At 72.6% G+C, this 21,428-nt stretch carries 20 protein-coding genes; 10 read left to right on the top strand and 10 right to left on the bottom strand.

From position 1 onward, the window contains the following. The first annotated feature begins 121 nt into the window (after window positions 1-121). Together ACZ6I1_RS01860 and ACZ6I1_RS01855 are read left to right on the top strand one after the other, a co-directional pair. Window positions 122-1,126, top strand: a complete 1,005-nt coding sequence (locus ACZ6I1_RS01860; RefSeq protein ID WP_469281980.1) for a BtrH N-terminal domain-containing protein — start codon at window positions 122-124, stop codon at window positions 1,124-1,126. Window positions 1,127-1,283: 157 nt separating this feature from the next. Beyond that, window positions 1,284-1,721, top strand: coding sequence for a hypothetical protein (locus tag ACZ6I1_RS01855; protein ID WP_469281978.1), 438 nt, complete (start codon window positions 1,284-1,286; stop codon window positions 1,719-1,721). Between the two features lie 16 nt (window positions 1,722-1,737). Here the strand turns inward: ACZ6I1_RS01855 and ACZ6I1_RS01850 are convergent, their stop codons facing one another. Next, window positions 1,738-3,192, bottom strand: coding sequence for an FAD-dependent oxidoreductase (locus tag ACZ6I1_RS01850; RefSeq protein WP_469281976.1), 1,455 nt, complete (start codon window positions 3,190-3,192; stop codon window positions 1,738-1,740). A 224-nt stretch (window positions 3,193-3,416) separates the two neighbouring features. On the opposite strand from ACZ6I1_RS01850, the gene ACZ6I1_RS01845 reads away from it, so the two are divergent. Beyond that, complete coding sequence (locus ACZ6I1_RS01845) at window positions 3,417-4,448, top strand: MBL fold metallo-hydrolase (protein WP_469281975.1); 1,032 nt, start codon at window positions 3,417-3,419, stop codon at window positions 4,446-4,448. 109 nt (window positions 4,449-4,557) lie between these two features. Here ACZ6I1_RS01845 and ACZ6I1_RS01840 read toward each other — a convergent pair whose 3' ends face one another. Then, window positions 4,558-5,166 carry a TetR/AcrR family transcriptional regulator gene (locus ACZ6I1_RS01840; protein WP_469281973.1) on the bottom strand — a complete coding sequence of 203 codons (609 nt, stop codon included), beginning with the start codon at window positions 5,164-5,166 and terminating at the stop codon, window positions 4,558-4,560. Window positions 5,167-5,267: 101 nt separating this feature from the next. On the opposite strand from ACZ6I1_RS01840, the gene ACZ6I1_RS01835 reads away from it, so the two are divergent. The 3 genes from ACZ6I1_RS01835 to ACZ6I1_RS01825 all read left to right on the top strand — a co-directional run bounded on the left by ACZ6I1_RS01835 (window position 5,268) and on the right by ACZ6I1_RS01825 (window position 7,848). Then, window positions 5,268-6,251: an aldo/keto reductase gene (locus tag ACZ6I1_RS01835; RefSeq protein WP_469281972.1), complete on the top strand. Its 984-nt coding sequence runs from the start codon at window positions 5,268-5,270 to the stop codon at window positions 6,249-6,251. A 127-nt stretch (window positions 6,252-6,378) separates the two neighbouring features. Next, entirely contained in the window at window positions 6,379-7,173 is a 795-nt protein-coding gene (locus tag ACZ6I1_RS01830) for a hypothetical protein (protein WP_469281970.1), read from the top strand. Between the two features lie 99 nt (window positions 7,174-7,272). Further along, the gene (locus ACZ6I1_RS01825; RefSeq protein WP_469281969.1) at window positions 7,273-7,848 is read left to right on the top strand and encodes a putative glycolipid-binding domain-containing protein; all 576 of its coding nucleotides are present in this window, start codon (window positions 7,273-7,275) and stop codon (window positions 7,846-7,848) included. A 52-nt stretch (window positions 7,849-7,900) separates the two neighbouring features. On the opposite strand, the gene ACZ6I1_RS01820 is transcribed toward ACZ6I1_RS01825, so the two are convergent. Further along, on the bottom strand, window positions 7,901-8,899 hold the full coding sequence (locus tag ACZ6I1_RS01820; protein ID WP_469281968.1) for an Acg family FMN-binding oxidoreductase: 999 nt from the start codon (window positions 8,897-8,899) through the stop codon (window positions 7,901-7,903). 507 nt (window positions 8,900-9,406) lie between these two features. Between ACZ6I1_RS01820 and ACZ6I1_RS01815 the strand changes: the two genes are divergently transcribed. Continuing rightward, on the top strand, window positions 9,407-10,168 hold the full coding sequence (locus tag ACZ6I1_RS01815) for a CAP domain-containing protein (RefSeq protein ID WP_469281967.1): 762 nt from the start codon (window positions 9,407-9,409) through the stop codon (window positions 10,166-10,168). Between the two features lie 104 nt (window positions 10,169-10,272). Here the strand turns inward: ACZ6I1_RS01815 and thpD are convergent, their stop codons facing one another. From thpD to ACZ6I1_RS01790, 5 genes are all read right to left on the bottom strand, one after another. Next, window positions 10,273-11,172 (bottom strand): ectoine hydroxylase, encoded by a 900-nt coding sequence (gene thpD, locus ACZ6I1_RS01810; RefSeq protein ID WP_469281965.1) that lies wholly within the window; start codon window positions 11,170-11,172, stop codon window positions 10,273-10,275. A gap of 60 nt (window positions 11,173-11,232) precedes the next feature. After that, window positions 11,233-11,637, bottom strand: a complete 405-nt coding sequence (locus ACZ6I1_RS01805; RefSeq protein ID WP_469281964.1) for an ectoine synthase — start codon at window positions 11,635-11,637, stop codon at window positions 11,233-11,235. A 32-nt stretch (window positions 11,638-11,669) separates the two neighbouring features. Continuing rightward, entirely contained in the window at window positions 11,670-12,935 is a 1,266-nt protein-coding gene (gene ectB / locus ACZ6I1_RS01800) for a diaminobutyrate--2-oxoglutarate transaminase (protein ID WP_469281963.1), read from the bottom strand. Between the two features lie 96 nt (window positions 12,936-13,031). Further along, window positions 13,032-13,586 (bottom strand): diaminobutyrate acetyltransferase, encoded by a 555-nt coding sequence (ectA, locus tag ACZ6I1_RS01795; RefSeq protein ID WP_469281961.1) that lies wholly within the window; start codon window positions 13,584-13,586, stop codon window positions 13,032-13,034. Window positions 13,587-13,899: 313 nt separating this feature from the next. Further along, the gene (locus tag ACZ6I1_RS01790; RefSeq protein ID WP_469281960.1) at window positions 13,900-14,985 is read right to left on the bottom strand and encodes a DUF5937 family protein; all 1,086 of its coding nucleotides are present in this window, start codon (window positions 14,983-14,985) and stop codon (window positions 13,900-13,902) included. Window positions 14,986-15,085: 100 nt separating this feature from the next. Between ACZ6I1_RS01790 and ACZ6I1_RS01785 the strand changes: the two genes are divergently transcribed. The 3 genes from ACZ6I1_RS01785 (at window position 15,086) to ACZ6I1_RS01775 (ending at window position 17,768) form a co-directional block, all read left to right on the top strand. Further along, entirely contained in the window at window positions 15,086-16,420 is a 1,335-nt protein-coding gene (locus ACZ6I1_RS01785) for an MFS transporter (protein ID WP_469281959.1), read from the top strand. A 16-nt stretch (window positions 16,421-16,436) separates the two neighbouring features. After that, window positions 16,437-16,886 (top strand): SRPBCC family protein, encoded by a 450-nt coding sequence (locus ACZ6I1_RS01780; RefSeq protein ID WP_469281957.1) that lies wholly within the window; start codon window positions 16,437-16,439, stop codon window positions 16,884-16,886. Window positions 16,887-17,159: 273 nt separating this feature from the next. Next, window positions 17,160-17,768, top strand: coding sequence for a response regulator transcription factor (locus ACZ6I1_RS01775; RefSeq protein ID WP_469281956.1), 609 nt, complete (start codon window positions 17,160-17,162; stop codon window positions 17,766-17,768). A gap of 28 nt (window positions 17,769-17,796) precedes the next feature. Here ACZ6I1_RS01775 and ACZ6I1_RS01770 read toward each other — a convergent pair whose 3' ends face one another. Both ACZ6I1_RS01770 and ACZ6I1_RS01765 read right to left on the bottom strand, forming a co-directional pair. Continuing rightward, window positions 17,797-19,593: an ATP-binding cassette domain-containing protein gene (locus ACZ6I1_RS01770; protein ID WP_469281955.1), complete on the bottom strand. Its 1,797-nt coding sequence runs from the start codon at window positions 19,591-19,593 to the stop codon at window positions 17,797-17,799. Then, window positions 19,590-21,416, bottom strand: coding sequence for an ABC transporter ATP-binding protein (locus tag ACZ6I1_RS01765; RefSeq protein ID WP_469281954.1), 1,827 nt, complete (start codon window positions 21,414-21,416; stop codon window positions 19,590-19,592). Before ACZ6I1_RS01765 ends, ACZ6I1_RS01770 begins: the two co-directional genes overlap by 4 nt. Window positions 21,417-21,428: the final 12 nt, after the last annotated feature.

The raw sequence follows: 21,428 nt of genomic DNA, 5'->3' as shown, positions 1-21,428 counted from the left end.
ACGTTCGTTCGCCCCGGTTCGCTGCGGAATGCCGCGGCGGCGCGGCGGCCGCGGGAGGAGAGCGGCGGGGCTGCCCCGCCGGGGCGTGAACTCCCGCCTCTCCCGCGGATAGGCTGACCGCATGACTGTGCTCGTGTACGAAGACTTCGGCACCGGACGCCACCGTGAGGCCTCCCTGATCCGCCACGCGCTCGGCAGCGTCCACGACGAGGAGCTCGTGGCCGGCCTGGCCGGCGGAATCGGCTTCATGTACTTCGTCTTCGAGTACGCCGGCCGGCTGCCCATCGCCACGATCGTGGCCCAGGCCCACCCCGAGCCCTGGGTACAGGTCGCGCTCGGTCGCCTGGGGATCCCGTACGACGCCACGCGTGCGATGAAGCCCCGTTGGGGCCGGGTGCGCGCCGCACTCGACGAGGGCCAGCCCGCCTTCTGCGTGGTCGACCGGTCCTCCCTGCCCTGGCACGAGGCCGACCCGGAGGCGGAGATGACGGGCACGGACCCGTACACCGTCGTCATCGCCGGGTACGACGGCGACGACCTGCTGATCGAGGACGGCGCGGACACGCCGTACCGGATCGACCGCGAGGAGTTCGGCGCCGCCTGGACCGCGCACCGCAAGGGCCGCCACCAGCTGGTCGTACCCACCGGCCCGGCCGAGGCGGAGCCGGATGTCGCCGGGGCCATCGCCTCCACCGTCACGCACCTGACCGGGCCGGTCCTGGGAAACGCGTTCGACGTGAACTTCGGATTCTCCGGGATGGAGAAGCTCGCCGCCCAGCTGCGCGACAGCACCACCAAGACGGGCTGGGAGCGCCGGTTCGGCAGCTCCCCCGAGGCCTTCCGGGCCGGCACGGGCCGGCTGCACGCCTGCCTGGAGGAGGAGTGGACCGCCCCGGGCGCGACGCGTCCGCTGTACGCCGATTTCCTCGAACTCGTCGAGCGCCCGGAGGCCGCCGGCCTCTTCAGGGAGTCCGGCCGGCACTGGTCGGAGCTGGCCGCGCTCGCCCGCGACGCGAACCCGGAGGCCGGGGCCGAGGAGCGGCGTGCGCTCTTCCACGCGTGTGCCGAGCAGGTGGACGACTGCCTGAACCTGGAGCGGCAGGGGGTCCGGGCGCTGCAGAAGTAGGGAAGCCCGAGGACTCGCCAGCGGGTGCACGGCCCACACGCATGGGGGAAGCTGGGTAGAGCCGCAGTGTCGGCGGCGGCCAGCGAGTGGCGAGGGGTCTTTCGTGAACGTTTCAGCAGCCGGCCGGCCCGCGCGCGCATCCCGGCGCCGGGGTCGGATGACCACCCTGCTGTGCACGGTGGCGGCCCTGACCGCGGCCGTGCTCCCGGCCTCCGCGAACACCGCAACGGTGGCGGCGCGGAGTCCGGCGCAGCTGGATCCGGTCGTGGTCGTCGACTGTTTCTCCCAGGCCCAGGTACGCCCCGAGGAGTACCTGCTGGCCTGCGGGGACGGGAACAACCGGCTCGTCGAACTCCGCTGGGACACCTGGGGGCCGAGGACCGCGACGGCCACCGGCACCGACCTGGTGAACGACTGCCGCCCGTACTGCGCGGCCGGCCGTTTCCGCGCCTATCCGGTGACGGTGACTCTCGGCGATCCGCAGGCCTGGTCCGAGCACCCCGAGGTCGAGCGCTTCACGACGATCCGGCTCGTGTACACCGACACCGCACCGGCACCGGTCCCCAAGGACGTGACGTACAAGCTCGTGTACTGACGCCGGCCCGGCCGGGCTACCGATGCCCGGACCGCCCGAGGACTCCGGCCGGAGGGGCCGGCACACCCACGCGGGCGGGCCTCGGCGGCGTCCGGCCCGGGATGAGCGCGTCCCACTGCTCTCGGGTCGGGCCGTCGTGCCCTGGAGAGAAGTCCGGGCGGGCAGCCAGCCAGGCGGTGACGTGCCGGTCCACTTCCTCGGTGCCGTAGGCGTCCTGGGCCGGTCGCAGGAGGTGCCGTACCTGGGCCCGGGCCCTCATGACGACGGGGTCGTCGAAGGCACACGCGGCCAGCGCGGCAGCCCGCCGATCCGAGGGAGGTGAACTCTCGGTCTCGGCGAGGCGTTGCTCGTGGGCGCGGTCGGCCCTCACCTGCGCGTCGAACCACGGGCGGAGGGTCCGTGCCGTCCAGGTGTGGTAGCCGGTGGGATCGGCGGCGATCCGGTCGGCGTGGTGGGCGAGGTGCTGGGCGGCGAGCAGGGCGTGGGAAGCGCCGTGGCCCGAGGTCGGGTTGGTGTGGATGAGGCTGTCCCCGGCGTTGACCAGGCCGGTGACGAGAGGCCCGTCATCGTCGGCGAGGGCGGTCCAGCGGTTGTCCAGGCCGGCCATGGCCAGGACGGCCGACTGGGGTTCGGGGGCCAGGTCGAGCCAGGCGGCGGTGGCGGGGAAACGGCGGGCGACGGCCTCGAAAACGGCGGGGTCGGTGAGCGCGCCGCGCGTCGGATCCCCCGTGGAGAGCACCAGGTTGACCGCGAAGGTGTCGTTGTCGGAAGGGAAGACCCCTGCGAGCGCGAACGGTGCGGACGAGCCGGTCTTGACCCGCCCGGGGTCACGCGGGCCGTCGGCACGCAGCCGGTACCAGCGGCACAGGTAGGCGATCCCGGCGCGGTGGCTGTCGACCACGGGCGGGCGGCAGCCTGCCGCGGTCAGCCAGGCGGGCACCGGCGAGCGGCGACCGGACGCGTCGACGACGAGGTCCGCCTGATGCATGTCCGCGCCCACGTGCACGCCGGTGACCCGGGGAGGGCGGCCCTCCCCGATGGCGAGGGAGCTCACCCGGCAGCCTCGCCGCACGTCAACGGTGCGCTCCCGCCGCACGGCCGCGGTCAACGCGGCCTCCGGCACGATGCGGCGGGTGCGCAGCGTCACCAAGTCCTCATCGCCGGCCCGGTGCGGCGGGTGCTCCCCGAACCAGTCGAACTCGTGGTACTCCCGGGCTCCGCGTTCCAGCAGGTCCGCGTAGACGTCCGGGATCTCGGTGCGCAACACGGTGCGCACGGGCGCGAGGAGCGAGTGGGGCTGGACGGCCTGCGGGATCCGGGGTCTGTCCCAGTGGAAGAAGTCCCGGTTCAGGTCTTCTCCGGCCTGCCGTGCGTCCTGCTCGAACAACGTCACCGTGTGGCCCCGCCGGCCGAGCATGAGCGCTGTCCCCAGCCCGCTGATACCCCCACCGATGACCGCAACTCGCGCCACTGAAGCTCCCCTTCGCGTCGTGTTGCGGTATGAGCCTACCGTTCGACGATCTTCGGCTGACATCGGCGTCGCCCACGCGGCGGCCCGCGCCGACCTGCACCGGGGGCCTCCACGAGCTGCTGCGGCAGCCGGGGCGTCCGGGCCGGAGTCTTCCGGGGGACACGCCGCCCGGTGCGGCGTACGCTCGTCGGCAGGGGCTCGTGATCGAGACCGCGGGAGGACCGATGACCGCGCTCGGCGACCTGATCGAGATCGACGACAGGACCGTGCTGGTCCTCGGGCAGGGACTCGATCTCGAGCGCGATCAGCCGGATGTCGCCAACGCCCTCGTACACCGCGCGGGCGACACCCTCGTGCTGGTCGACACCGGGGTCACGGCGGCCTTCCGCGCGGCACTGCTGGAGGCGGCCGACCGGGTCGGGCCCTGGTCCCGCGCCCTGGTGCTGACCACGCACGGCCATCTCGACCACGTCGGGAACAACGACCTGGCCGACGAGCTGGGGGTGCCGGTGGAGCACTACGTCCCCGCTCTCGACCTCGACCAGATGCGGGACCCGGCGTCGTACTGGGTGCGCGCCTTCGACCGGATCGCCTGGTCGGGTGCGCTGCCCGAGCCGCCCGCGCCGGCCGCCGACCAGGTGGTGTCGCTCTTCCAGCCGTTCCGGCCCTTCGGGGCGACCACCCGGACCTACGAGGAACGGCCGCTGGAGCGGATTCGGATCGGGTCCCTTCGGTTCAGCGGCTGGACCTTCACCGACGGCGCGGTCCGCGTGTTGCGCAGCCAGGGCCACTGCGCCGGGCATGTGATCGTGCACCTGCGGGACTGCGGCGTCCTTCACCTGTCCGACGAGGGCAACGGGCCCTGCGGGGCGCTGCCCGACGCCGACCAGCTCAAGATCCAGACCGTGCTCGGCGCCGCCGCCCTGCTCTTCGAAGAGGGAGAGGCCGATCTCCTCACCGATGGACACACCTTCGCCGTGCGGCGGGGCCCCGAGGTGGTGTCCTATCTGGACGGACTGCTGGAGCAGGCCGCGGCCCTGCAGGAGACGGCGCTCAGACTGACGAGGGAGAGCCGGCGGGTCCAGCCGCGCGCGTTCACCACCCGCTACGTGGAAACCGCCGCTGAACTCGGCGTCGGCGGCGCCAACCCGAGCGCGATGTTCACCGCCATGATGTCGGTCAACCAGCTCCGCGAGCTCGGGCTACGACCGGAGTCCGGCGACATCGACGCACCCTGGTCCCGGCCCGCGCTCTGATAACGCGCGCCGCGGTGACGCCGACGCCCGCCGCGTGCCCGTGGCGTCGGCAAGCCGGGCCGGCCTCGCACGGCCCGGCCGGCGGATGAGGATCACCCGGGGTCGCGGTTCAACCCGCGTCGCGGGGCGGCGGTGCGGTGATCCGGCGTACGGCCTCCACCACCGCGGACCGGTGACGGGCGAGCCGTTCGGGCGCCCAGTCGGTTCCCGCCGCACTGTCCGCCGGAGCCGCCGGAGCCGCCGGAGCCCGCACCGCGCCGAACCAGGCCTGCGACAGGGCGATCACCAGCGTCAGCACATCGGCGGCGTCGGGCTCGGCGTCGATCAGGCCCGCCTCCTGCGCCTGCCGCACCGCGGCGATCTTGCCCAGGTAGGACGCCGCCTCCGTGTCCGTGACCCCCGGGCGCTCGAGCTGCTTCCACAGCACCAGACGCATCAGCGACGGCCGCTCGACGAGGTGGTCGAAGACGGCGCCCGCGTAGCCCGGCAGGTCGTCGGCGTCGAACGGCACGGACTCCGAACCCGTCTCCAGCGCCCGCTGGAGAACGGCGTCGAAGAGCTGTTCCTTGTTGCCGTAGTAGACGTAGATGAGCCGCTTGTTCGCCTGCGCCGCCTCGGCGATGCGGTCGACCCGCGCACCGGCGATGCCGTACGCCGCGAACTCGGCGAAGGCCGCATCGAGCAGGCGGGCTTTGGTCGCGCTGGAATCCCGTGCCATGCCGCCCACCCTAGCAAGTAACTATCTGGTTATTGACATCGCCCTCGAGTCGCGGCATGCTCTATCTATCCAGTTAGTTACTTTCCCCGAGGGAGCACATCATGGACATGCGCGCACTGGGCGGCCAGGGGCTGAAGGTCGGCGTCGAAGGGCTCGGACTGATGGGCATGAGCGCCCATTACGGAGCCACGGACGAGACCGAGTCGCTGGCCACGATCGACCGCGCCCTGGAACTCGGGGTCACCCTGCTCGACACCGCCGAGGGCTACGGCCCCTTCCACAACGAACGACTCCTCGGAAAGGCCCTGGCCGGCCGCCGCGAAGCGGCCGTGATCGCCACGAAGACCGGCATCGAGTTCAGCGACGACGGTGCCTTCGTGGGCCACAACGCGACCCCCGAGTACATCCGACACTCGGCCGACCGGTCCCTGCGGCATCTGGGCACCGACCACATCGACCTCTACTACCTGCACCGCATCGACCCGAACGTGCCGGTCGAGGAGAGCGTGGGCGCCCTGGCCGAGCTCGTCGCCGCCGGCAAGGTCCGCCACATCGGCTTGTGCGAAGCCTCGTCCTCCACCATCGCCCGCGCCCACGCCGTCCACCCGCTGGCCGCCGTACAGACCGAGTACAGCCTCTTCGAGCGCGGCATCGAGCACGACGGCGTCTTCGACACCCTGCGCGAGCTCGGCATCGGGCTCGTCGCCTACTCCCCGCTCGGCCGCGGGTTCCTTTCCGGGGCCATCACCAGTCCGGACGACTTCGCGGCCGACGACTTCCGCCGCACCGATCCCCGTTTCCAGGGCGAGAACTTCCACCGCAACCTGGCGGTCGTGGACCGGGTGCGCCGCCTCGCCGCGGAGAAGGGCGTCACACCCTCGCAGCTCGCCCTGGCCTGGACCCTCCGCCAGGGCGCGGTGCCGATCCCGGGCACCAAACGCCGCCGCTACCTCGAGGAGAACATCGCCGCCACCGCGGTGACGATCACTGACGCGGACCTGGCCGCCATCGACGCAGTGGCCCCGCACGGTGTGGCCTCGGGCGACCGCTACGCCCCTGAGCTGATGAAGTCGCTGAACGGCTGACGGCCGAACGGACCGGGGTTCCGGGCGAATCGAATGGTGGGAAACCTGCGGGAAGCCGAACTACAGCCGCTTGCCGGTGAGTAGCATCCGTCAGCAACACCGTGAGGTATGAGGAAAGTGAGCCGTGATGGCAAACGAGCCCGACACCACGCCCATCCACAACGTATACGCGCAGCGGTTCGCCGCCGATCTCGAGACCAACCGCAAGGAGCAGGAGGTCGTCTCCTCGCAGATCGCGGAACTCGAAGTGCGCCTGAAGCAGTTGAAGGAGGACGAGAGCTGGCTGTGCGGCGTCCGGGAGGCGCTGCCCGCGCCGGCCGCGGAAGCCACCGGATCCGAGTCCCCCGCCCCGGACACCGTCGCCGCGCCACCCGCGTCCGCGGAGGCCGCCGCGGCAGGGGCCGTTCCCAAGCCGCGGCAGGCGAGGAGGGCGACGGGCGGGACGGCGCGCGCCAAGAAGTCGGCGCGGGCGAAGGCTCCTTCCGGCGGCGCCTCGGCCGAGGTGGCCGGGGCGAAGGCGGCCAAGGCGGCGAAGCCCGCGAAGGCCAAGACCACCGCGCGCAAGCCCGCCACGGCGGCGGCGCAGAAGACGACCGAACCGACGGCGGGCAAGGCCGCGGAACCGCCGCTGCGCGAGCTCGTCCTGGCCCTCCTGACCGGCGCCGGAGAGCCCCGCATGGTAAGCGAGGTCGCCACGGAACTGACCCAGGCCCACCCGGCCCGGTCGGCGTCCGCCCAGGTGGTGCGCAACACTCTCGAGGCCCTGGTCAAGAAGGGGTCCGTCGAGAAGGAGCACAGGCAGGGCTCGGTGATGTACACCGCTCCTGCGCAGCCCGCGGCCGCCGCGCCCGCAGGTGGGGCTGAGGGCGTACCGGCCCCCGCAACGCCGCAGGAGAAGGTGTCGGCGGCGGCCGACGCCTGATCGGTCACCGGCGCGCGCCGAAGGCCACGCGGTCCCTCACCGCGGGGCCTTCGGCGCGGTGGGGCGTACCCGGCCCGGCCCCGGCATTAGGCTCGGATCATGAGCACTCCTGCCGTCGCACGGACCTGGGAGATCTTTCCCGCCAGGGGCTACTCCACCGCCTGGGTCGACTTCGGACCCGACTCGCTTTCCGCCCGCGGACGGGCCGTCGGCCTGCTCCCCGAGCCGTACTGGGTGTCCTACGAGCTGGAGACGACCGGCGGCTGGGTGACCACCCGGCTGGGGGTCACCGTCGAGACCGCCGCGTCGACCGGGTCCCTGGACCTGCGGCACGACGGGGAGGGCCGCTGGACCGTCAACGGTGCGGAACGACCCGACCTCGGCGGAGCCCTCGACTGCGACCTGGGGCTGTGCCCGCTCACCAACACGATGCCCGTGCTGCGGCACGCCCTGCACCGGCAGCCGGGAGCCGGTCCTGTGGTGTTCACGATGGCGTGGGTGTCGGTCCCCGAGCTGACGGTCAGTCCGAACCGGCAGACCTACACCCACCTGGCCCGCGCCGAGCACGGGGCTCGGATCCGCTACGAGTCCGGGGACTTCCGCAGCGACCTCGAGGTCGACGAGCGCGGCATGGTCCTCGACTATCCGTCCCTGGCGGCCGCGCTCACCCGCTGAGCCGGGGCGGAGACCTGCCACATCCTCCCGGCCCTGTCCTGGCACCTGGGCTTCACCCGTGTCCCGTATCGATGTCGAGTACCTCGTGAACGGGCCGACGCGGTGTGGCGGGGGCCGGGGGGCCGTATCCGAGGCGGAGCACCATGTGCACGAAGCCCATGGTCGACTGCGGATCCCGTACGGCCCAGCGCAGCTCGGGGTATTCCAGTGCGTGGGAGGTGAGTGAGGTCGACAGTCCGTCCAGGGTGGCCTGGAGCATGACGCGCTCCATCGCCTGGCCCGCTTGCAGCCAGTCGGCCCGCCGGTCGTTGACCGTACCCAGCAGGGCGAGCTGCGGGTTGCTTTCGAAGGTGGCCGCCTGACGGCCCTCAACGGCACTCCTGCCGGCGAAGTCGCGCACGGGTGCCTGGCCGTCGTACCGACGCGGTCCGAAGGCGTAGTCGGGGATCCCGTCGGCCGGTGTGTCCGCGGCGTCGGTGCCGATGCGCGTCCAGCGCTGCGTCTCCTCGGCGGCCGCGGGGTCCAGGGCATCGCGGCCCTCGGCGTCGTGCACCAGGTCCAGAAGCCTGGCCACGTGCCATGCGGAGGGGAAGACCAGTCGTGCGCCTTCCAGGATCGCGCAGCCGCACAGCTCGTCCCTGATGCCTGCGGGTATCTCCTCCTCCGTGAAGGGCCGGCGGCTGGTGTGCCGTCGGTGGATCGCCGGGTACAGCGCGGCGAGGTCACCGTCGGCGGTCACGGGGGCGGACAGCCGCACCGAGGCCAGCAACTGCGGGTCCTGGGCGTCGGGGAGCAGGCGCGTGGCCGGCTCCCAGCCCGCGTGAACGGCGGCGACCCGCAGGTTGAACAGAGCCGCGCCACAGCCCAGGTGCAGGGCGCGCGTGGTGGGGTCGGCGCGCGGCATGGAGCGTTCCAGATCGGACCGTATGTGGAAGACGCGGCTGTCGGGGAAGAAGCGGAATCTCCACGGCTGCGCGTTGTGCATCGACGGGGCGGCCGTGGCATCCACTACGAGCGCTGTCACGGTCTCCGTGTCGAGGGTTTCGGGCATCGAACGCCTCCCCGGGGGAGCCGGCGGGCCGCGCCGGAAGACAGCCTCCCTCTCCTTTCACGATAGGCCGGGCACCTCGAATCCGCCGCTCAGCCGACGACAGACGACGACGCCGGCCGGTTCCGCCGCGAAACGGTGATATGCATCACAGCCGCCATGAGGGTCACGGAAGCATTACGTCCACTAAGGCTTCACAGATATGTCGAGATTTGTCGCACAGCAGTCGACATTCCCCTTGCCCACCGAAATGGGTGTCTCCGGGAATGCGGCAGCCTTCTGCAACGTGCCACGTCACAGGCGTTTCTGACGGTCCCGTCAGCTCCGGGCAGCCGGCCGGACGTGCGGCGAGCACGACTGCCCGCCCATTTCAAGCCCGGCGTACGGCGCCGCGGCCCGGTCCGGCGCAGCGACTTGCCAGCCCGTTACCGGGTTTCCAAGAATGGCGGCCCGCCCGGCGCTCCGGCAGCTCAGGCGCAGGACGCTTCGCAGAGACCAAGTGAGGCCAGCATGCAGAAGCACCGCAAGAGGAAGCAGTACAAGAAAATATCGATCGCCGCCGTCACCCTGGGCATCGTGGGCATACCCACGGCGGCGATCGCGTGTTTTGACGCCCAGGAGACGGCCGCGACGAGGGCCTTCGAACGGCAGGGGCCGCGCCCCTCCCCCAGCGCACCGTCGCCCAGCGCGCCGCTCCAGACGCAGACGGTCCCCGTGGCGGCCACCACGGGGACGCCCGAGCCGACGGGGCAGCCCACGGTGGATCCGCAGACCGCGCCGCCGGCCACCGCGGCGACGGAGCCGCCCCCGGCGACGCGTCCCGCCGCGCCGGCCCCGGTCCGGCCGAAGGCCCCGGTCGCCACGAAGCCGCCCAGCACGCCGACCGCAGCGCCGTCCGGCCCCACCGCCGAGGTGGTGGCCCTCGTGAACAAGGAGCGCGCCAAGGCCGGCTGCTCCGCGCTCACCGTCAATGCGAAGCTGACGGCTGCCGCACTGAACCACAGCAAGGACATGGCCGCGCACTCCACCATGTCGCACACCGGATCCGACGGCTCGGACGCCGGCGAGCGCATCACCCGCGCCGGCTACAGCTGGATGACCTACGGCGAGAACGTCGCCTACGGCTACGGCACGCCCGAGCAGGTCATGACCGGCTGGATGAACAGCCCCGGGCACCGGGAGAACATCCTCAACTGCGCGTTCAAGGAGATCGGCGTCGGCCTCGCGCAGCCCAACTCCTATTGGACCCAGAACTTCGGCACGGCCCGCTGACCCCGCCGGCCACCGGAGCCCCGTAGGACCGGACGGGCGGGGAGCTCGGCCCGTCCGGGCCGTGCTCCCCGCCGGGCGGCGGGCGGAAGCGGTACGGGCGACCGTCAGCGCACGGGGGTCAGCTCCCGGGCCGCGATGAACGCGGGGCGCCGGACGGGCGCCGCGAAGGGCTCCACCGGGGCGTTCTCGACGCTGTTGAAGACGAAGAAGACGTTGCTGCGCGGGTACGGCGTGATGTTGTCGCCGGAGCCGTGCATCGCGTTGCAGTCGAACCAGGTGGCCGAGCCGGCCTGCCCCGTGAACAGCCGGATACCGCAGGCCTCAGCGAATTTCGCGAGGGCTTCCTTCGAGGGCGTGCCGGCGTCCTGCATCTGCAGGGACTTCTTGTAGTTGTCCTTCGGCGTCTCGCCCGCGCACCCCAGGAAGGTCCGGTGCGAGCCGGGCATGATCATGAGCCCGCCGTTGGTGGGGTAGTTCGGTGTCAGTGCGATCGACACCGAGACGGTCCTCATGCGCGGCAGTCCGTCCTCGGCGTGCCACGTCTCGAAGTCGGAGTGCCAGTAGAAGCCGCGGGCTCCGAAGCCGGGCTTCACGTTGATCCGGGACTGGTGCACGTAGACGTCCGAACCGAGGATCTGGCGGGCGGTCCCCACGACCCGGGGGTCCGCCGCGAGCCGGGCGAAGACCTCGCTGATCCGGTGCACTTCGAAGACCGAGCGCACCTCCTGTGACGTGCGCTCGACGATGGAGCGCTCGTCGGCGCGCAGGGCGGGGTCGGCGACCAGGCGGTCCAGCTCGCGCCGGTAGACGTCCACTTCTTCGGGCGTGATGAGCTGCTCCACTGTGTGGAAGCCGTTCTGCTCGAATCCCTCCAGTTCACGCCTCCACAGGGGCCCGGGAGTACCGGGATCGGACCATATGACGGGGTCCTTGCGGCCGATCAGGGCCTCCTGGGCGCCCCTGGTCGGGTAGACGTCCGCGATGCGCTCGGTTGTGGTGCTCATGGTGTTGCCTGCCTCTCCTCTCTCGTCTTCCTGCCGGTGTCCGCGTACCCTCGTCGGCCGTCAGACGGGGTCCGGCTCGGTGAGCAGCGGGTAGACACCCTTCTCGTCGTGGTCCTCCCGCCCCGTGACGGGCGGGTTGAAGACGCACAGGCAGCGGAAGTCCCGCTCGACGCGCAGGGTGTGCCGCTCGTGGCCGTCGAGCAGGTACATGGTTCCGGGGGTGATGCGGTACTTCTCGCCCGTCTCCTCGTCGGTGAGTTCCGCATCGCCTTCCATGCACACGACGGCCTCGACGTGGTGCGCGTACCACATCGACGTCTCCGTCCCGGCGTAGAGCACCGTCTCGTGCAGGGAGAAGCCGACGCGTTCCCGTGCGAGGACGATGCGCTTGCTCTCCCAGGTTCCGGAGGCGGCCTTCACGTGCCGCTCGGTGCCCTCGATGTCCTTGAATGAACGGACGATCACTGTGTTGTTCTGCCTTTCTGCTGCTCCTGCGGTCAGGCCGTCTCGCGGACCGAGCGCGTCAGGATCTCCAGTCCCTCGTCCAGTTCCGCGGACGAGATGGTGAGCGGCGGCAGCAGTTTCACCACCTCGCTCTCGGGGCCGGAGGTCTCGACGAGGAGGCCGTGCTCGAAGGCCCGGCCGCAGACCTCGCCCGCCCGGTTCCTGTCCTGGAACTCGATGCCCCAGACCATGCCCTTGCCCCGGTGGGTGGCGCCCAGGGCCGGGTCGGAGCAGAGCTCGCCGAGGGCCTCGTCGATCCGGTTGCCCTGGGCGAGGGTGCGCTGGCGCAGGACGCCGTCGCGCCAGTACGTCTCCAGGGCCGCGGTGGCGGTGACGAACGCCGGGTTGTTGCCGCGGAAGGTGCCGTTGTGCTCGCCGGGCTCCCAGATGTCCAGCTCCGGCTTGAACAGGCAGAGCGCCATGGGCAGTCCGTAGCCGCTGATGGACTTGGACACCGTCACGATGTCCGGTGTGATGCCCGCGTCCTCGAAGGAGAAGAAGCTTCCGGTGCGGCCGCAGCCCATCTGGACGTCGTCGACGATCAGGAGCATGTCGCGGCGCCGGCACAGGTCCGCCAACTGCTGCAGCCATTCGGGGCGGGCGACGTTCACGCCGCCTTCGCCCTGCACGGTTTCCACGATGACGGCGGCGGGCTGGTTCAAGCCGGACCCCTGGTCTTCCAGGAGGCGTTCGAACCAGATGAAGTCCGGTACCCGGCCGCCGAGGTAGTTGTCGAACGGCATGGGGGTGGTGTGTACCAGGGGGATGCCCGCTCCGGCCCGTTTGAAGGCGTTGCCGGTCACCGCGAGCGAGCCTAGGGACATGCCGTGGAAGGCGTTGGTGAAGGAGACGACCGCTTCGCGGCCCTTGACCTTCCGTGCGAGTTTCAGTGCCGACTCGACGGCGTTGGTGCCGGTCGGCCCGGGGAACATGACCTTGTACGGGAGGCCGCGGGGGGCGAGGATCGCGGACTGGAAGGCCTCCAGGAAGTCCCGCTTGGCGGTCGTCGACATGTCCAGGGCGTGGGTGATGCCGTCCCGGCCTAGGTAGTCGAGGAGTGCGCGTTTCAGTACGGGGTTGTTGTGGCCGTAGTTGAGTGACCCGGCTCCGGCGAAGAAGTCGAGGTAGTCACGGCCCCGCTCGTCGCGCAGCCGGCTGCCGCTCGCCTGCTCGAAGACGGTCGGCCAGGCCCGGCAGTAGCTGCGGACCTCCGACTCCACGGTCTCGAAGACACTCAGAAGCGGCTCTGTGATGGTCAATGCGCTCTCCAGACGTTGTGCGGCGTGGCTCCGCTCTGCGGGAGCGCCACGCGGGGTGGTGCGGTGAACGGCGAAGAAGGCCTGCGGGCCCTGATGTCAGGCGCCGGGCAGCGCTATGCGGTGGAGCACTTCGGCGGCGTGGGCGTCGCTCCCGGGGAAATGGCCGGGCTCGAAGAGCACCTCGCGGGTGAGTGAGGCGCCGTGGCGGGCGGCGTACGAGCTGAACAGCCGCTCCGAGGCGGTGTTCCCCCGCTCGATGGTCGTTTCCAGACAGCGCAGGTCGCCCTGCCGCTGCGCCTCGCGGGCGGACAGCCCGTCGAGCAGCGCTCCGGCCACTCCCCGCCCGCGCAGGGCTTCGTCGACGGCCACCTGCCAGATGAACAGGGTGCCGGGGTCCGCCGGCCGCCGGTATCCGCTGACGAATCCGACGGGCCGCCCGCGGGGGTCGCGGGCCACCGCGGAGGTGGCGGCGAAATCACGGCACCAGAGGAGGTAGCTGTACGGGGAGTTCAGGTCCAGGACTTGGGAGTCACGGGCGATACGCCAGAGGGAGGCTCCGTCTCCCACGTCAGGGCTGTCGAAACGCAACTCCACGGGAAGGTCCAGGAGGGCGCTTCGGCTGCGGGCCAGGTCTGCGGGTGCAGTGGTCATGCGGAGGGAAGTTACCCAGCACGAGCTGACATTGCATCGGGCTGGAGGGTTCCGTGCCGGCGCTGGGCGTGATAGATGGCGGAGCGCGACGAAGCCCCGAGTTCACCCGCGTCGGTGGACTGAATATGGCGATTTGGCAGGAAATATCCACCCACAGCGAGCGAATGTAACGAGACTATAACTCCTTCCGATGGGCCGGAACTGCCCTTGTAATCGTCGCCACTTCACCGAACGAAACCGTTTCACCCGCGCCGGACGGGGCAGGAGGGGCGGGCACGGTCGGCCCCCGGCCCCGGCCCCGCGGTCCTGCCGCTCAGCGCAGTACGGCCGCCAGCAGGTCGGTGCCCAGCGCCGTCAGATCGGGCAGGTTGAGGGTGTAGCGGACGTAGCGACCGTGCCGCCGGGCCGTCAGCAGGCCCGCGCGGCGCAGGACGGCGAGGTGGCGGGACACCTCCGGGGGTGAGAGTTCCCAGGTGTGGGCCAGCTCGCCGGTGGTGTGCGGGCCGCGGGCCAGGGTGCGCAGCAGCCGCAGCCGTACCGGATGGGCCAGTGCCTCCAGCCGCAGTGTGACCGTCTCCAGCGATACGGGCTCCGCTGGACCCGGCTCGGCCACGGGGTACTGCACCACCGGCTGCCACCCGGGTGCGTGCACCGCAATCAGGTGCGGGCGGCCGAAGACGCTGGGGATGAAGGTGACGCCGGTGGCGTGGGCGGCGGTCGCCTTGTCCTGCAGCTTGTCCACGATGATGCAGTCGCCGTCCGGTGCCAGGGTGACCGCGCCGGAAACCGAGGCGAGTGCCGCCCCGATGCCCTGGCGCTTCAGCAGGTCGTTCTTGACGCGCAGATCGGTGGCGAGCCGTACGGCCACGTCCGTCCAGGCCGCGTCGAAGAAGGCCTCGGCGCACTGTTCGAGGGTGTGGCGCACCCGCGCCCGCACAGCGGCCGGGTCCGCGAGCAGCCGTTCCGCGAAGGCCTCTTGGCGCGCGCCGCGGGCCTGTGCGAGGTCCAGTGCCCGCTCGCGTGCCGTCGCGTCCGTGAGCGGCGACGGCACGGCGAGGTGGACCCGGCTGCCGCCGCAGGTGGTGACGAGCGCGGCGGTCACGTACGTTTCGTCGCTGATCCGGTCCACGTCGTCCAACTCCTCGGCGAGGGTCGGCCGCGGCCGGGCGGGGAGCAGGAAGTCGGCCTGTGAGGAACGCCAGAGGAACTCCGCCTCCCGCAGCCGCTCGGCCAGCTCGGGCCGCAGCCCGGCCCAGACGTCCCCGGCCCATCCGGCGAACTGCGGATGATGCCCTGGTTCGGCCAGCACGTGCAGCATCGCGGTCAGCTCGGCCAGCGGGGAGGCGGCGAACCGCAGCCGCTCGGACGGCAGGCCGCTGATGTCGATCCTCAACGTCACCTCCTCATCATCACCGACGGGACGGCGGGCGAAGGCGTCGATTGACGGTGTCCGTCAACCCGCGCGGCCGGTGCGGCGGCCCGAACGCACCGTTGGGGCCATGACAACCATGACCAAGATCCGGCCCCGTGCCCTCGTCCGTGCCTCCGGAGGCTCCCGCTATGCCGTCGCGCTGGCCGTGGACGCGCTCGGCACCGGCCTGCTGCGGCCCTTCCTGCTGCTGTACGGGGTGACGGTGCTGAGGCTGTCCGCGCCCGCCACCGGCATCGCCATGACGGTCGGTGTCGTCGTGGGTCTGGTGTGCATGCCCGCGGTGGGCCGATGGCTGGACGGGGGCGCACGCAGCACGGTCGTGGCAGCGTCGATGCTGGTGCGGGTGCTGGGCGTGGCGCTGCTGCTGGCCGCTCCGCAGGGGCACGTCTGGCTGTTCGGGGCGGCGGCGCTGTTCCTCGGCATCGGCAACCAGGCATGGCCGGCCGCCCACGCAGCCCTCGTGGCCACGGTCGCCCACGGCCGGGAACGCGACGCCGCTCTCGCGGGAGGCCGGGCGCTGCGCAACGCCGGACTGGGCGTGGGCGCGCTCCTCGCCACCGCATGCCTGGCGGGCGGCACCACCGCTCTGCAGGCGCTGGCAGCCGTCACCGGGCTCGCCTATCTCGTCGCGGCGGGCCTGGCGTGGTCGGTCCGCCTGCACGCGCGTCCGGCCGCTGCTCCGGGCGAGGACGCGGACGCCGGGGCCGGCGCCGGGCCGGCACCCCGCATGCGGGCGCTTCTGGCCGCCAACGTGATCTATGTCTTCTGCCTCAACGTCCCCGAAATCGCGCTGCCCCTGGTCCTGGTGACTCAGCTGGACGCATCCCCGATGTGGTCGGCTGCCCTCTTCGTGGCCAACACCGTGCTGGTGGTCACCCTGCAGGTGCCGGTCACCGTCCTGATGTCCCGGTTCTCCCGGCGGAGCGTGCTGGCCCTGGCCGGCGTGGTGCTCACCGCGTCCTACCTCGGGTTCCTGGCGGCCACCTCGCTGGGACACGGCTGGGCCGCCCCGGCCGTCGCCGCGGTGTCGGTACTCTGCACCCTCGGCGAGATCATCTATGCCGGCAGCGCCACCGCGCTCGTCACCGCCCTCGCCCCGGCCCGCGTCCTGGGACGCACCCTCGCCCGCTTCGAGCTCTCCACCGGCTTCGGCCTCGCCGTCTCCCCGGCGGCCATCACCGCTCTCGCACCGCACGGCCCGGCCGCCCTCTGGGGCAGCCTCGCCGCGGCGACGCTCCTGTCCGCCTCCGCCGTTGCCGCCGAGAAGGATCAGGGGACGGGGCTCGGCGGTGGCGACGGACCCCGTGCCGCCGGCCCGTGCATGGCGCCCTCAGGGGCGGGCACCCGCGCCTCGAACGTCCCGACGGACGCGCCGCACCGCACGGTGCGGGGCTGCCGATGACACGGAAGGGGTGCGCATGTCGCACGTCGAGGAGTACGTCGAGGTCAACGTCCCCGTACGCACGGCCTACAACCAGTGGACGCAGTTCGAGGAGTTCCCCGCCTTCATGGAGGGGGTCTTGCGCATCGAGCAGCGCACGGACACGCTCACCCACTGGGTGACGAACGTCAACGGTGTGCGGCGCGAGTTCGACGCGCGGATCACCGAGCAGCTCCCGGACCGGCGCGTCGCGTGGATGACGGTCGACGGTGAGGCCCGCCAGGCCGGGCTCGTCACCTTCCAGCCGATCGACGCGACCACCACCAAGGTCGTCCTGCACATGAACTGGGTGCCCGACGGCCTGGCCGAAACGGCGGCCGACAAGCTCGGCTTCGTCAAGCGTCAGGTCGTGGGCGATCTGAAGCGGTTCAAGCTGTTCATCGAGTCGCGCGGGGTCGAGACGGGGGCCTGGCGCGGCGAGGTCTGACCGCGGCGAACGGCGTGGCCCCCCGGGCGGGGCGGGCGGGTCGGACGGGCGCATCCGGCCAGATGCGCGGACCGGGAAGGGCCGGCGGAAGGACGCGGGGGCGGACAGGGCCGATCTTCAAGGGGGTAACCCGCCTAAGCGAAGCGGAATCCTTGGGAATCTCGGCCAAGTTGCCCGTACGCCCCTCCGCGCCCCCCGCAGTGACGTTCCATCACCCCTGTACGGGGGCACCCGCGTTGGTGCTGTTGGTTCGTCTACCGAGGAGAGCGCACGATGACGAAGGTCCTCGTCCTGCACAGCGTCAGCCTGGTCAGGTCGGCACTGGCCGCCCTGCTGAGATCGGAAGGGCCCTTCGAGGTCACCTCGGCAGGCTGGCGGACCGCTGCGCGCCAGGCCGAGTCCTTACGACCGGACGTGACGGTCGTCGACCTCGACTGTCCGGGGACGACGGCCGTCCTGGCCGACGACCGGCGCGCGGACCGCCAGGTCCTCGCCTCCCCCTCCTCGGTACTGGTGCTCGCGTCGACCGGCGCGCCCGGTTCTCTGCACCGGGCCTTCCGGGCCGAGGCCCGCGGCTACGTGGACAAGGACGGCTCGCCGGGGCGCCTGGTACGGGCCGTGCGGAAGGTCGCCGCCGGGGAACGGTTCATCGACGCCTCACTGGCCTCGGCGTTCATGGAGGCCGACCCCGTACCGCTGAGCCCGCGGGAAGTCAGCGTGCTGGCCAGGGCCGCGGAGGGCGATTCCATCGCCGAGATCGCCCGTACCCTGCACCTGGCGAGCGGGACCGTACGCAACTACATGGCCGCGGCGACCCGCAAGACCGGCGCGCGCAATCTCATCGACGCGATCCGGATATCGCGGCGGGAGGGCTGGGTCTGATCCGCCGCGGACGGGGCCGAGGACCGCGTCAATCGTCCGCGGTCCCGTTCCACTTCCCCACCAGATCCCGGTACAGCGGTGACCTGGCCGGGAGTTCCGCATGGGTGCCGCACACGGCGCGGGTCCCGTCGAGGACGAGGACCCGGTCGGCGCGGGCCGCGGAGGAGACGCGGTGGGCCACGACGACGAGGGTGCCGGGACGCTCGGCGAGGGCCCGTTCGGCACGCTCCTCGGTACGCGGGTCCAGGTGGCAGGTGGCCTCGTCGAGCAGCAGCAGCGGCGCCGGCGAGAGGTAGGCGGCGGCGAGCGCGAGGTGCTGGCTCTCCCCCCGGGACAGCTGCCGGGGGGACACTTCGCCGTCCAGACCGCCCAGGCGCTCCACCAGGTCGTCCAGCCCCAGGGCGCCGACGGCGCGCCGTACCTGGGCGTCCCCGGGTACGGGAGCCCCTCCCGGCCCCGGGGACAGGTGGGTCAGGTTCTCCCGCACGGTGCCGGTGAAGACGTAGGCCTGCTGCGGCAACAGGGTCCGCCGCGGGTCCGGTCCCGTGGCACCCGGCCCCCGGCGGGCGGCCGCACCGGCGACGAGGACCGTTCCGGCGTCGGGTGACAGCATCCCGGCGAGCAGCGCGGTGAGCGTGGACTTGCCGATGCCGCTCGGCCCGACCACGGCGAGGTGCTCCCCCGGCCGCACCACCAGGTCGAGGGTGTCGAGCACGGGCACCGCGCCGGGGCCGTAGGCGAAGGTGACGCCGCGGAGCTCGGCCGCGGCGGAGGTCCGCCGACCGGTCTGGGCGTGCGGCTTCGCCGCGCGGCCGGCGTCCGGGGGGCCGGGGTCCGGGGGGCCGGCGTCCGGGGCGGGCGGCAGCGGATCACAGAAGCGTTCGAGGACCACCACCAGTCGGGTGCCGGCGGAACCCAGTGCCGTCATCAGGGAGTTGAGGGCGGGCAGCAGCGCCGTGACCACGTACGTGAGACCGCCGGCCAGCGTACCGGCGGTGATTCCCCGCCCGAGCAGCCAGGGGGTCGCGGCGACCAGTGCGATCACCGGCAGCCGGCCCGCCGTTCCCAGGGCCGCGGTGCGCAGGGCCGCCCAGCGCGCGAGTCTGCGCGTCAGCCGCTCCTGAGTGGCGATCAGGGGTTCCACCCGGGCCCGTGCCGCTGCCTGTCCACCGCAGGCGACGATGTCCCGCAGGCCCTCCCCCAGCTCCGCCACCCGGTCCGCCAGCGCCTCGTCGGTGTCCAGGGACAGCCGTTGTACGGACGCCATGGGGTGGAGCGTGGCCAGGAAGGCGGCCACGCCCAGCAGCAGCGGGGGCAGCACGATCAGCAGCAGCACGGGGGCCAGGGCTGCCATCCCCGCGAAGGCGCCCACGGCGGTGAAGACGAACGAACGCGTCGTCAGGACCAGCCCGGCGAAGGAGTCCCGGGCCATTTCCGTCTGCTGCGTGAGCCGGGACACGGCGCCCGTGCCGGGAGCGCGGGCCGGGTCGGCGACCGCGCGGTCCAGTGTCTGCCGGACCGCCCGCCGGACCAGGCCGTCGCGCAGCGGCTCGACGAGGTCCGCGAGTCCGGCGAACACACCCCGCAGCGCGAACCCGCCGAGGAGCGCTCCGGCTCCGGCCGCGGCCAGCCACGCGAGACCGGTGGCGGTGCGGCCGGCGAGGAAGCCGTCGTCGAGGGCGCGGGCCACGCCGTAGCCGCCGAGGAAGGTGTGCGCGGACTCGAGGAGCGACCATGCCGCCAGCCGTCCCGCAGCGCCCTTGCGGCCGCGCAGGAACCGGCGTCCCTCCGGGGCCACTCGGCGCCAGGCCTCGCTCTCGGTCACCGGGCCGCCTCCGCTGCCGTCTCGCTCGCCGTTTCGCTTGCCGTCTCCGCCGCCGGCCCTGTCGCAGACTCCGGCACCGCCTCCGCGCCGGCCTCGAACACCGCCCGGTAGGCGGGTTCGTGCCGCCACAGCTCGCCGTGGGTGCCCGCCGCCCGCACCCGCCCGTCCTCGAGCCACACGACGAGGTCGGCGCGGACGGCGGACGAGAGGCGGTGCGCGACCACGATCCGCGTGCCGGGCCGGATCTCGTGGGCGAGCGCCCGCTCGACCTCACGGGCCGTGACGGTGTCGAGGCTGGAGGTGGCGTCGTCCAGGACGAGGAGCCGGCCCGCACGGCAGAACGCCCTGGCCAGCCCGAGGCGTTGCACCTCGCCGCCGGACATCGGGGCGTCGGCGAGGCGGGTGCCGTACCCGTGGGGCAGCCGCCGTACGAACAGGTCGGCGCCCGCGGAGCGGGCCGCGGCGCGGACGGCTTCCGGGCCGGGATCCGGGCCCGCGCCGAACGCGATCGCGTCCTCGACCGTGTCCCCGAACAGCACGGGCCGGTCGAAGGCATACCCGACCTCCCGGCGCAGTGCTTCGGCGGTGAGCTCGCGCAGGGGTACGCCGTCCAGCAGGACCTGGCCGGCGTCGGGGTCGGTGAGCCGTCCGGCCACGGCGGCCAACAGCGTCTTGCCGGCGCCGGACCGGCCCACCACCGCCACCGTGCTGCCGCCGGGGATCACCAGGCTGATGTCGTGCAGGACCGTCGATCCGCCGCGCACGAGCCGGACGCCCCGCAGTTCCAGGGTGCCCGGACCGCCCTCCGGCAGCTGGGACCGGCCGTGGCCGAGAACGGGCAGGGCCAGGACGGCGGCGGTCCGCCGGGCGGCGGCCCGGCCCCGGACCACGGCGGCCAGCCCGCCGGTCACGGCGCCGACCCCGGCCGCGAGGGCGGCGTACCGTACGGCGGCGAGGAGGTCCCCGATCCCGATGGCCCCGGCCGACAGGCGGATGCCGCCGACGGCGAGGACCGCGTACAGGAGCATCGGCATGAGGGCCGCGGACCGGGCCGTCGTTCCGCCGTAGACCTGCCACATCCGCCTGCCCTCAGTGCCGAGCTCCGGCAGCTGGGCGAGGATCCGCGTGCGTTCGCGTGCGGCGGTTCCGGCGGCGGCGATCGTGCGCGCCCCGGCCAGTGCCTCGACGAGACGGCCGGCGGTCGCGAGCTGCACCTGCTGGTAGCGGGCGACGCTGCCGAGGGTGTCGCGGGCGAAGGCCCGCAGCAGGAGCACCAGCAGCGGAACGCCCATGAGGAAGGCGAGCGCCGTCCACAGGTCGATGAGGAAGAGTGCGGTCACCGCGCCGATCGGCGGCAGCAGTGCGGCGGCGGCGTGCGCGACGGCGGCCGGTACCTTGCCGGCCTCGGCGGCGTGTGCGGTCAGCCGCGCGGCGGTTTCGCCGGGTGCGTGGCGGGCCGCGTGGTGCGGGGCCGTCCGCAGCAGCCGGCCGAGCCCGAGCCTGCGCAGTCGGGCGGTCGAGCGGCCGTCCACCTCGCCGGTCAGCCGGGCGGCGGCGGCGTCCAGCGCCACTTCGGCCGCGATGACCGCGGCGCACAGCAGGGTCCAGGCGGGGCCGGACGGGGCTCCGCGGAGCAGCAGGTCGAGGGTGTGGCCGAGGACGGCGGGTTCGGCGAGTGCCGCCGCGGCTGCCGTGACGGTGCATCCGAGGACGGCGGCGGTGCGCCCGGCACTGTGCCGGGCCACTGCCGCGAGCGCCTGGTCGGCGCCTCGGTCCACGGCCGGCGTCTCGGCTCGGTCGACCGCCGCGTCGGGGGGCCTCATCGGCGGATGCCT

Source organism: Streptomyces sp. NPDC046303, from assembly GCF_055588085.1.
This window is presented reverse-complemented; position numbering and strand designations above follow the sequence as displayed.